This is a genomic window from Streptomyces sp. NPDC056373, assembly GCF_042262425.1.
Lineage (GTDB): Bacteria > Actinomycetota > Actinomycetes > Streptomycetales > Streptomycetaceae > Streptomyces.
The window spans coordinates 18,701-29,714 of record NZ_JBHJPX010000035.1 but is presented as its reverse complement, the minus strand read 5'-3'; the positions used below and the strand labels follow the sequence as shown (position 1 = coordinate 29,714).

Here is an 11,014-nt window from a genome sequence, read left to right as displayed (position 1 = left end):
CGCGATGCACCGCGGGCCGCCGCCGGCCGCCGAGGTCAGGCCCCGCCCGTCCCGTCCGCCCCGTCCCGCGGACGCGGCGCCAGCACCAGCATCGTGACGTCGTCCTGCACGTCCGGGCAGTACCGGACGAGGTCGGTCCAGACCCGCTCGGCCAGCGCTGCCGGATCGTCGGCGGCGAGGCCGGGGAGCCTTTCGGCCAGGGGGTAGAAGACCCCGTGTGCGTTCCTGGCCTCGGTCACCCCGTCGGAGGCGAGGAAGAGCCGGTCGCCGGCCCTCAGCGGCACCGAGACGACCCGGGGCGGGGCTGCATCGGCGAGGCCGAGACCCAGCGGTGTGCACGGCTCGACGTCCAGCTCCACGGCCCTTCCGTCCCGCAGCAGCAGCGGTCCGGCCTGCCCGCACGCCACGATCCGCACCACCCGGGCGTCGGCGGAGAAGTCCAGCAGCACCGCCGTCGCGAAGAGCTCGGCGTGCGGGTCGCCCGCGGAGTCCACCGCCAGCCTCCGGTCGAGCCGGGCCGCCACCGCCTGCGGGTCCGGCTGGTCCAGCACCGCCTCCCGGAACGCGCCGAGCAGCGACGCGACCGTGGCCACGGCCGACAGCCCGTGCCCCTGCACGTCGCCCATGACCGCCCGTACACCGTAGGGGCCCGCCCGTACGTCGAAGAAGTCGCCGCCGACCAGGGTCCCGCGCTGCGCGGCCCGGTACAGTCCCGCGCACCGTACCGGTCCGACCCGGTCCGGCAGGAGCGGCACCACGGCCCGCTGCGCGACCTCGGCGACGGCCCGCTCGGTGACCAGCTGCGCGTCCCGCCGGGAGCGGACGTACGACAGCAGCACGCTCAGCACCGAGACGAAGCACACGGTCAGCAGGTCGGTACTGCCGGGATCGTTGAGATTGAAGACGGGCACGGACAGCACGACCACCACCAGCGCGCCGAGCACCGCCGTCGCCACCGGTCCGTGCGCCAGCACGGCCAGCGGCGGGATCGCGCCCAGCAGGAAGCCGATGTCGAGCGGCTCCGGGGCGACCAGCTCCGCCAGGCACACGGCCGCCAGCAGCGCCGACGGCAGCACCCGGGCCCAGCCGGGCGGGGGTGCGCCGCGCAGCCAGCCGCGCCGGTCCGGGTCCCGGCGCGCGGGCCGGCCGCGCACACTGCTCACACCACCACGCTGCTACGGCCGACGGGTCGCCGCACCCCCGGGCCCGGACCGGCACGGGCCGCCGGGGAGCCACTCACGGGGGTGAGGGGTGGCGCCCGACCGCCCTGGCCACGGGCCGTCGAAGCGGCCGGAAACACATGGACCTCCCACCCGAAGATCCCGTAGCGTGTGGCGAACCACGCCGAGAGACCTGCGGAAGGAGGGCAGAACCGTGCAGATCACACCGTTCCCGCGCTCCCTCCCCGTCGTCCCGGCGTGCTTCGACTGACCGACCGGGAGCGCTCCGAGCAGTATGCGTCCCGGAGGACACCCCCATGACCGACGTGGTCATCCGCGCGCTCGACACGAGCGACGCCGAACTCTTCGACACCCTGCCCGACCCGTTGGGCGCCCGTGAGGGCCACCGGCTGACCCGGCACCGCCCCGACTGGAAGCGCGTGGCCCTGCGCGACGGCCGTGTGGTCGCCCGCGGCGCCTGGTGGGGCGGCCCCGACGACGGCGAGCCCCTCAACATCAACTGGTTCGACGTCGCCGAGGGCGAGGAGGAGGCGGGCTCCGCACTCCTGCGTTCCGCCCCCTGGCAGGTCGAACTGGAACTGAACCTGCCCACAGGCTGGCGCGACGACCCGGCCCTGCGCGCCGCCGCCGAGACCCGCTTCACCGCAGCCCGTGCAGCGGGCTACGACCTCCTGGTCGAACGCCTCCTGTACCGCTGGACCCCCGAGCACGGCCTGCCCGAGCGGCCCGGGCGCCTCCGGTTCCGCTCCGAACCCGACGACGCCGTGTTCTTCGACGCCCTGCGCCGCATCCATTCCGTCACCCTGGACGCGCACGCGCTCAAGGCCGTCGCGCAGGGCGGACCCGACCGGGCGGCCCAGGAGGAACTCGACTTCTTCCACTGGTGCCCGTCACCGCGCGCGTGGTGGCAGACGGCGTACACACCCCAGGGCGACCTGGCCGGCATCCACATCCCGGCCCACAACCCGGCGGGCCCCTGCATCGGCTTCATCGGCGTCCTTCCGGAGCACCGCGGCCACGGCTACGCCCATGACCTGCTGGCCGAGTGCACGCACTTCCTCGTCGAGCAGGGGGCCGAGTTCGTCGCCGCCGCCACGGACCAGGGCAACTTCCCCATGGCGGCGAACTTCGCCAAAGCCGGCTACCCGGTGGTGAAGGAGCGGCTCAACTTCGAACCGGCGTAAGGAGCGGGGCCGCCCGCGCACTCAGGGGGTCAGCAACTCCTGGGCCGTTGTGAGGATTTCCGTCACCCTCAGGCCGAACGCCGCGTCGCAGGCGTGCGGGCGGCCGGTCCGGGCGGCTTCGAGCAGCGCGTCCGCGGCCCGCATCAGCGCGGGCACCGCGCCGTCGGAGCCGTCCGGCAGCGCCGCGACCCCGGCCTCCCCGCGCAGCTCCACGGCGGCACCCGCCGCGGCGGGCGGTGCCGTCAGACTCAGGGTGAGGGTGCTCGACGCGCCACCGGTGTGGTCGAGGACGACGTGCGCCGTGTCGCCGGGGCCGTACGCCGCCGCGGTCACGCGCCGCACGTCGCCGAGGACCGGCAGCAGGACGGACAGGGCGTGCGGGCCGACGTCCCACAGGGCGCCCTTCTCCCGCCGCCACGGTGTCGCGAAGGGGCTCTCGCTGGTGAACACCGCCCCGAACCACTCGGCCCGGGCTGTGAACCAGCCCGGTGTCGCCGCCTGTTCGGCGATCCACGCCGCCGGCTCGGGCTGGAAGCGGTTCGTGAAGAACACGACCGAGGCGACACCGGCCTCCCGGGCCGCCTCGACCACGGCTCGTCCCTGCTCCACGGTCGGCGCGAGCGGCTTGTCGAGCAGCAGATGGCACCCGGCGCGCGCCGCCCGCGCGGCGAGCGCGGCCTGCACCTGCGGCGGCAGCGCCACGGCCACGGCGTCCACATCGGCGAACAGCGCGTCGACGTCGTCGTAGGCGCGGACGCCGTGCCGATCGGCCAGTTCCTTCGCGGCCTCGGGGCGACGGCCCCACACACCCGTGAAGTCCAGCTCCTCGTGCCCGCTCAACGCGGGGGCGTGGGCCATCCGTGCCCAGGGTCCGGTGCCGAGCAGTCCTATGCGCATGTTGCCGCCTCTCCACGCTGCCAGGACGAAGAGCGTGCCACACGGGAACGGCAGGTGGGCAACAGCGCGGCGGACAAGGGCGGGCAACAGAAAAGGCAAGGAGTGCTCTCCTCGCCTGTCTCAAGTTATAGCCCACGGGGGGCCTTGCGGCAAGGCCCCCCGTCTGCCGCAAAATATCCGGCCTAGGCCCAGGACCTGCGGAAACGGGAGCATGACGTGACCCCTGCGACAACGAGTGCGTTCGATCTTCCCGGCCGCCTCGCGCACAAGGCCGCCCCGGCGTCGATCGCCGGGGACGAGCGGCACTTCGCCGCCGTCGCCGACTGCCTGGAGCAGTCGATCGCGGAGCTGTCCGGCCGTCTGGAGGCCGAGCGCAGGGCCCCCGGTGGCAAGGGCAGGCAGGCCATGGACCGGGACGCCGAGATCCACCGGCTGACCACCCGCCTGCGCGCCCTGCGCCGCTTCGGACTGGACCTGTGCCTCGGGCGCATGGTCGGCGCGGACGGCTCCGAGCCCGTGTACGTGGGACGGCTCGGCCTCACGGACAGCGAGGGGCGCCGGCTGCTGGTCGACTGGCGTTCCCCGGCCGCCGAGCCGTTCTTCGGGGCGACCCATGGCAACCCCATGGGTCTGACCAGCCGCCGCCGCTACCGCTGGAGCGACGGCAGGGTCAGCGACTACTGGGACGAGGTGTTCACCACCGACGCGTTCGCCGGGCACGCCGCGCTCGACGACCAGTCCGCCTTCATCGCGAGCCTCGGCACCAACCGCTCGGCCCGCATGCGGGACGTGCTCGGCACCATCCAGGCCGACCAGGACGCCATCATCCGCGCCGGTTCCCGCGGCGCCCTGGTCGTCGACGGCGGCCCGGGCACCGGCAAGACCGTCGTCGCCCTGCACCGTTCCGCCTACCTCCTCTACTCCGACCCGCGCCTCGGGCAGCACCGTCGGGGCGGCGTGCTGTTCGTCGGCCCGCACCGGCCGTACCTCTCCTACGTGTCCGACGTCCTGCCCAGCCTCGGCGAGGAGGGCGTGCAGACCTGCGTCCTGGCGGACCTCGTCGACGAGGGAGCCACCGCGGCGGCCGAGACCGACCCGGAAGTGGCCCGCCTGAAGTCGTCCGCGGACATGGTGCGGGCGATCGAGAAGGCCGTCCGGTTCTACGAGGAGCCGCCCACCGAGGCGATGACGGTCACGACCCACTGGTCCGACATCCGCCTGGGCGCCCACGACTGGGCGGCGGCCTTCGACGCGGCCGAACCCGGCACACCGCACAACGAGGCACGCGACCAGGTCTGGGAGGAACTGCTGTCGATCCTGGTGGACAAGCACGAGGGCGACGCCCCCGAGGACCTGCTCCGCAAGGCGCTGTCGCGGGACCGGGAACTGCTCACGGTCTTCAACCGCGCCTGGCCGCTCCTGGAGGCGACCGACCTCGTCGGCGACCTCTGGTCCGTGCCCGCCTACCTGCGCATGTGTGCGCCCTGGCTCGACCGCGACGAGGTGCGCACCCTGCAACGCGCCGAGCCGCAGGCCTGGACCGTGTCCGACCTGCCGCTGCTGGACGCGGCACGCCATCGGCTCGGCGACCCGGACGCCGCACGGCGCAGGCGCCGGCAGGAGGCCGCCCTCGCCGCCCAGCGGGAGGGCATGGCCGACGTCATCGACAACCTGCTGGAGGCCCACAGCTACGACGACGGCGAAGGCGTGCTGGTCATGCTGCACGGGCAGGACATGCGCAACTCCCTGGTCGACGACAGCGCCCTGTCCACCGCCGGCCCGGACCGGCTCGCCGGGCCGTTCGTGCACATCGTCGTGGACGAGGCGCAGGAACTCACCGACGCGCAATGGCAGATGCTGCTGCAGCGCTGCCCGTCCAGGAGCTTCACCGTCGTCGGCGACCGTGCCCAGGCCCGGCACGGGTTCACGGAGTCGTGGCAGGAACGCCTGGAGCGGATCGGGCTGGACCGGGTCGAGATGGCCTCCCTGAGCATCAACTACCGGACACCGCAGGAGATCATGGCGGAGGCCGAGCCGGTCATCCGGGCCGTGCTGCCGGACGCCAACGTGCCGACGTCGATCCGCAGCGGGGGCGTCCCCGTCCGCCAAGGGTCCGCCGCGGAGCTGACGTCGGTCCTCGACACGTGGCTCGCCGGGCACGCCGACGGGATCGCCTGTGTGATCGGCGATCCGGCGTTCCGCCCGGTCTCGGCCCGCGTCCGGTCGCTGACCCCGGAGCTGTCGAAGGGGCTGGAGTTCGACCTGGTGGTCCTGGTCGACCCGGAGAGCTTCGGCGACGGCGTCGAGGGCGCCGTCGACCACTATGTGGCGATGACCAGGGCGACGCAGGAGCTCGTGATCCTCACCAGCTCCTGACCCCGCTCGGCCGGGGCACCCTTCCTCGAAAGGCGGTCGGAAAGGCGGTCGGAAAGGCGGTCGGAAAGGCGGTCGGGAAAAGCGGTCACGAAAAGCGCGCCCGTAGCTCGGCCTCGAGCGTTTCGAGCGTGCGGCCCCCGGTCTCGGGGACGTACCGCTTCACGAAGCCGAGGGAGAGCACGCCCGCCGCAACGAACAGGAAGAACGTGGCGGAGATGCCGATCCCGGAGACCAGGGACGGGAAGACCAGCCCGATCACGAAGTTGGTCAGCCACAGCACCACGGCCGCCGCCCCCATCCCGAACCCGCGCATCCGCGTCGGGAAGATCTCCGACAGCATCAGCCAGGTCACCGGCGAGATCGCGCCCTGCTGGAAGGCGAGGAACGTGACCGTCATCGCGAGCACCGCGAACGCCCGCGGATCACCGGCGGGCAGCACCAGCGAGAACACGCCGATCAGCAGCAGCGCGGCGGTCGTTCCCACCTGACCGGTCATCAGCATCGGGCGGCGCGGGACCCGGCCCAGCAGCCAGATGCCGACGAAGGTGGCCAGCACCGAGATCACACCGTTGGCGATGTTCGCCGTCAGCGCGCTGTCGGCTGTGAAGCCGGCGTCGGTGAGAATCTGCGTGCCGTAGTACATGATCGTGTTCACGCCGGTGATCTGCTGCACGACGGCGATGCCGAACCCGACGAGCATGAGCCTGCGCACCCAGGGCGTGCTCCTGACGTCCTGCCAGCCGCCGGGCTTCTCCCGCTCGTCCTTGACGGCGAGCGCGGAGACCTCCTTCAACTCCGCCTCGGCCCGGACCCGCGACCGCACCTGCTTCAGGACAGCGAGGGCCTCGCCGAAGCGGCTCTCGGAAGCCAGCCAGCGCGGGCTCTCCGGCATCACCAGCATGCCGAACCACAGCACCACCGCCGGCAGGGTGGCGACGACCAGCATCCAGCGCCACACGCCGCCGGACTCACCGCCGATCCGGGCGATGATCGCGTTGAACGTGAACGCCAGCAGCTGACCGGTGACGATCATCAGCTCGTTGCGGGTGACGAGGGCGCCGCGCCGCTCGGCGGGCGACACCTCGGCGAGATACACCGGCACGGTCACCGAGGCGCCGCCGACCGCGAGACCCAGCACGAACCGGGCCACCACCATCACGGCGGTCGTCGGGGCGAGCGTGCAGCCCAGAGCACCGAGGAAGAACAGCGACGCCAGCAGCAGGATGGTGCGCCGCCGGCCGCGTGCGTCCGATATCCGGCCACCGGTCACCGCGCCCAGCGCCGCGCCCAGCAGCAGCGAACCGGTGACCATGCCCTCGGTGACCGGAGTCAGGCCGAGATCCTCGGCCATGTAGGGCAGGGCGCCGTTGATGACGCCCGTGTCGTAGCCGAAGAGCAGACCGCCGAACGTGGCGATGGTCGTGATGACCCGCAGCCGCCGCGAGACCGCCGGTGGCGTCTCGTCCGCGACGCCGCCGGCGGGGGTGGGGGTCGGTGTCGTCTCGACCCTGACGTCCATGGCCGCTCCTTGCCTGTCGAAGTCCGTCCGCCGGGCCCCGGACGGCCACGGGCGGCCCGGTGCGCACGGGCACCGGCCGCACTGGGCAGCGGCACCCCGGCGGGTGCGACTCGCCTACCCCGTGCCGCGCGGTAACACCGAACGCGATCAGGCAGGCGGCGGCCCGCGGCCGCAGCGCGGCCAAGAACGGGACCGGCTGGAGGGGCGGGGCGGAAACCGGGGAGCGGGTGCCTGCCTCCACGTTCGTGGTGCGGGGAAAGGAGCGGGCCGGCCCCGGAGAAGCCGGGGCCGGCCTGAAACGGCGGCCCCGCGGGCCGCTCAGTTCTCCGTGCTGATGTTGACCATCCACGGGACGCCGAAGCGGTCCGTGCACATGCCGAACACGTCGCCCCACATCTGCTTCTCCAGCGGCACCGACACCGAACCGCCCTCGGACAGCTTCTCCCAGTAGCCGCGCAGCTCGGCGTCGTCGTCGCCGCTCAGGCTCACGGAGAAGGGGCTGCCCTGCTCGGAGTGCATGCCCGGCGGGTTGTCGGCGCCCATCAGGGTGAAGCCGCTCGTCGTTTCCAGCATGCCGTGCATGATCTTGTCGGCGTTCGGGGCGTCCGCCTGCCCGAACTCCCCGTAGTTGTTGAGGTCGAGGGTGCCGCCGAAGACCTCCTTGTAGAACTCCATCGCCTGCCGGGCGTCGCCGTTGAAGGTGAGGTACGGGTTGAGGCGCGAGGCCATAGGAACCTCCCAGAAGGGGGCAAAGAGCCGTTTTCGCGCAGCGTATCGCCAGGCACCGACAACGGCTCGCCGAGCGCGCCGCGCCGGGGGCGGGGCGAGGTGGCGCCGAGGCCGGCCGGACAAGCATCCGGTTCGGTGAGAGGGGCCTCACGCCTCGTCGGACGCCCCGCTGTTCCAGTCGTACGGGCCGCCGCCCTGCCACTCGATCAGCTCCGTGTCGTCGACGGCCGTGTCGGTGGTGGGCAGGCCCTCGCGGTGCAGCAGGTCCAGTACGTCGAAGAGGCTGTAGGCGACGCCCATGCGCTCGCCGTGGATGGTCACCAGCCGTCCGCCGTCCGTCGCGGGCGGCTGCACGACCACAGGGGGTTGACCGTCCATAGCCCCACCATGCTCCCGAAACGGCCGGACCGCAGCTCGATGGCGTCCAGAAGCGGTACGGACCCCCTCTCGCGCCGGAGCCCGGGCGCGCTGTGCGCCGGTGACAAGCAGCCGTCCGGAAGCTGAGTTCTCATCAGCACCGCCTGAGAGCTGTCGTGCCACCGACCTAGCGTCCGTGGCATGGACATGAACCGTACGCACAGAGGGAAGTGGCGCGGTGCCGTGCTCGCGGTGCTGCTGACCGCCGGGACACTCACGGCCGCCGCCCCGGGCGCAGGCGCCGAGGACACGCGCACCGAGACGCCGGTGACCTCGACGTCGCCGGTGACCGGGGTGACGGAGTCGATGGTGCGGGTGAAGGTGCCGCTGCCGGAGTCGGCCGGACCCCGTCCGGCGGCCTGCGACCGGTTGTCGTACCTGCGCTACCGTTCCGCAGACGGCCCGGCCGCGTCGGCCGACGCGGACCGGATCCTCATCGCCCAGCCCGGCATCCTGGAAGGGGCGGGGGCGTTCGACAGCGTCGCCCGCAACACCGTCACCCTGGCCGCCGAGCAGGGGCGGCACATCGAGTTCTGGGCGCTGGACCGGCGCTCCAACTGCCTGGAGGACCGCACCGGCATCGCCTCCGGCGACCAGCACACCGCCGTCGACTACTACTACCGCGGCAAGCGGGTCGACGGCCGGACCTTCGGCGGCTACACCGGCAACGCACAACTGGGCTGGATGGCGAAGCTCGGGATCGAGCAGACCGTGCGCGACCAGTACGACCTGCTCACCGCCGAGTTGCCCTCCCAGGCACTGCGCAAGCGGAAGGTGCTGTGCGGCGGGCACTCGCTGGGCGGTGTCGTCACCGGGTACTTCGCCGCCGCCGACTTCGACGGCAACCCCGCCACCACGGCCGACGCCGGGTACAACCAGTGCGCCGGCTACTTCGCCCTCGACACGACCGTCTCCACCACGCTGGGCGACCTCAGCGGCAGCATCCCGGGCGACACCAACCTGCCCGACATCGGCCTCGGCTACGGCGTCGTGCAGGCCGGGCTGGACAGCGGCGTACTGCCGCGCACCCTGTCCGCGCCGGTCCTGCTCAACCCCGAGACCATGACGCTGCTCGGCATCGCGGGACTGGGCGCGCTGAAGGACCTGGACGGTGAGGCGGACCTGCCCGCCTATCTGCCCCGCAACCTCAACATCGAGGCCACCAACCGCTTCCTGTTCGCCAAGGACACCGCCGCCTTCCTCAGCGGCTCCCCGGCGGTGCGGGACTTCCGGCTCACCAACGGTGCCGTCCTCGGGGCGCTGCTGGACGACAACTCCGTCCCGCTGGCCTTCCTGCAGACCAGCATCGGCTTCTTCGACGGCGGCCCGATCGCCGACAAGAGCTTCCCCGCCGCCAACGGGAGTGACGCCCGACCGGGGCTGTACGGCACCGCGTACAAGGCCATCCCGGACCGGCCGCACGGTCCGCTCTACACCTGGCGCACCTACGACCGCGTCGGCGACGCGGACGACCCCGGCTACCGGTCGGCCGACGGCACCCCGTTCACCGGTCCCGGCGAAGAAGTCACCGATGTGCGGCAACTGGCGCGCAGCCTCGCCGAGCAGCCGCTGGACTTCACCGAGCAGTACTTCCCGACCAAGCTGGTCACGGACATCGAGCTGGCCACCTCACCGCAGGTGAAGAAGCTCGTCGTCCACCCCGAGGGACTCAAGGCCAACCCGGTGCTCACCGTGCTCGCCGGTGAGGGTCTGCTGGCCGGGCGGGTCCCGGCCGGCCTGCATCCCGTGGTGGCCGACGGCTACCAGCACCTCGACGTCCTGACCGCCGCGCCCGTGCAGAACGACGGCCGGCCCGAGCCCGTCTCCACCAGCCTCGCCGGCTTCGCCCGGACACCGCGCTAGCCGTTGTCCGCACACACACCGGGGCCCGGGAGGACATCCTCCCGGGCCCCGTCGTGCCGGACGGGATCAGAGCCTGCCCGCGGCGAACGTGGCCGCCTCCTCGGCGTCGTCCCGGTAGCTCAGGTGCGCCCCGACGTCGCCCCCGCCGTTCTCGCAGACGGGGTCGCCCTCGGCGCAGAGGTCGAGCGTGCGGCTCTGGTAGGTGCCGGTGACGCTCTTGCCGAGCGCCCGGATCGGGTTGCCGAACAGCAGCACCGCGGCGACCTTCGGCTCCACCGCGGCGGGCAGGGTGGCCACGATGGGGCTGCCGACCACCGCACCGGCGCTGCTGATGCCGATCGAGTTGTCGACGACGTTCGCGCCCTGCGAATAGCCGACGAGGACGAACTTCTGATTCGGGCAGGCGGCGGCCTGGCTCTTCACGTGGTTCACGAGATCCAGATTGCCCTGCGCCGCGGACGTGGGGGAGAGGTCGGCGGGGTAGTTCACCCTGTAGCCGGACACGTTCTTGCCCGCCGCCTTCTTCTGCAGGGCGGAATACACCGGGTCTCCGACGATGAAACCGAGCGTGCCCGGCTCGAAGGTGCCGCGAGCCGCGACGACCTCGACGTCCGAGCAGGCCGCGGCCATGGCCGGGGGAGCCGAGAGGCCGGCGAGCCCGGCCCCGCCGGCCAGTGTGAGTGCCGCGAGACACATACGGATACGCATGGGGGATCCTCCGCGTGGAAAGGCGCGTGAAGCGCCTGCGAAAAAGGACGCCCCGAACGTATGGGCTTTCTCCCGCCTGCTGTTATGGACGGGATTATGGAAACCCCGCCGGTTTTTGTCGCCGATTGAGTGCGCGATCG

9 protein-coding genes are annotated in these 11,014 nt (G+C 72.4%); 3 read left to right on the top strand and 6 right to left on the bottom strand.

What is annotated here, in order from left to right:
• Window positions 1-35: 35 nt before the first annotated feature.
• Window positions 36-1,154, bottom strand: a complete 1,119-nt coding sequence (locus ACFCXS_RS38980) for a PP2C family protein-serine/threonine phosphatase (RefSeq protein WP_376648081.1) — start codon at window positions 1,152-1,154, stop codon at window positions 36-38.
• Between the two features lie 323 nt (window positions 1,155-1,477).
• On the opposite strand from ACFCXS_RS38980, the gene ACFCXS_RS38975 reads away from it, so the two are divergent.
• The gene (locus tag ACFCXS_RS38975) at window positions 1,478-2,365 is read left to right on the top strand and encodes a GNAT family N-acetyltransferase (RefSeq protein ID WP_376648080.1); all 888 of its coding nucleotides are present in this window, start codon (window positions 1,478-1,480) and stop codon (window positions 2,363-2,365) included.
• Between the two features lie 21 nt (window positions 2,366-2,386).
• Here the strand turns inward: ACFCXS_RS38975 and ACFCXS_RS38970 are convergent, their stop codons facing one another.
• Window positions 2,387-3,262, bottom strand: a complete 876-nt coding sequence (locus ACFCXS_RS38970; RefSeq protein ID WP_376648079.1) for a Gfo/Idh/MocA family protein — start codon at window positions 3,260-3,262, stop codon at window positions 2,387-2,389.
• Window positions 3,263-3,478: 216 nt separating this feature from the next.
• Here ACFCXS_RS38970 and helR point away from each other — a divergent pair, with 216 nt between their 5' ends.
• Window positions 3,479-5,638 (top strand): RNA polymerase recycling motor ATPase HelR, encoded by a 2,160-nt coding sequence (helR, locus tag ACFCXS_RS38965; protein ID WP_376648078.1) that lies wholly within the window; start codon window positions 3,479-3,481, stop codon window positions 5,636-5,638.
• A gap of 85 nt (window positions 5,639-5,723) precedes the next feature.
• Here the strand turns inward: helR and ACFCXS_RS38960 are convergent, their stop codons facing one another.
• The 3 genes from ACFCXS_RS38960 to ACFCXS_RS38950 form a co-directional block, all read right to left on the bottom strand.
• Window positions 5,724-7,157, bottom strand: a complete 1,434-nt coding sequence (locus tag ACFCXS_RS38960) for a sugar porter family MFS transporter (protein WP_376648077.1) — start codon at window positions 7,155-7,157, stop codon at window positions 5,724-5,726.
• A gap of 318 nt (window positions 7,158-7,475) precedes the next feature.
• Window positions 7,476-7,886, bottom strand: coding sequence for a VOC family protein (locus ACFCXS_RS38955; protein ID WP_376648076.1), 411 nt, complete (start codon window positions 7,884-7,886; stop codon window positions 7,476-7,478).
• 147 nt (window positions 7,887-8,033) lie between these two features.
• Window positions 8,034-8,264: a hypothetical protein gene (locus tag ACFCXS_RS38950; protein ID WP_104788031.1), complete on the bottom strand. Its 231-nt coding sequence runs from the start codon at window positions 8,262-8,264 to the stop codon at window positions 8,034-8,036.
• 180 nt (window positions 8,265-8,444) lie between these two features.
• On the opposite strand from ACFCXS_RS38950, the gene ACFCXS_RS38945 reads away from it, so the two are divergent.
• Window positions 8,445-10,166 (top strand): hypothetical protein, encoded by a 1,722-nt coding sequence (locus ACFCXS_RS38945; protein WP_376648075.1) that lies wholly within the window; start codon window positions 8,445-8,447, stop codon window positions 10,164-10,166.
• A 66-nt stretch (window positions 10,167-10,232) separates the two neighbouring features.
• Here ACFCXS_RS38945 and ACFCXS_RS38940 read toward each other — a convergent pair whose 3' ends face one another.
• Window positions 10,233-10,874 (bottom strand): cutinase family protein, encoded by a 642-nt coding sequence (locus ACFCXS_RS38940; protein ID WP_376648074.1) that lies wholly within the window; start codon window positions 10,872-10,874, stop codon window positions 10,233-10,235.
• Window positions 10,875-11,014: the final 140 nt, after the last annotated feature.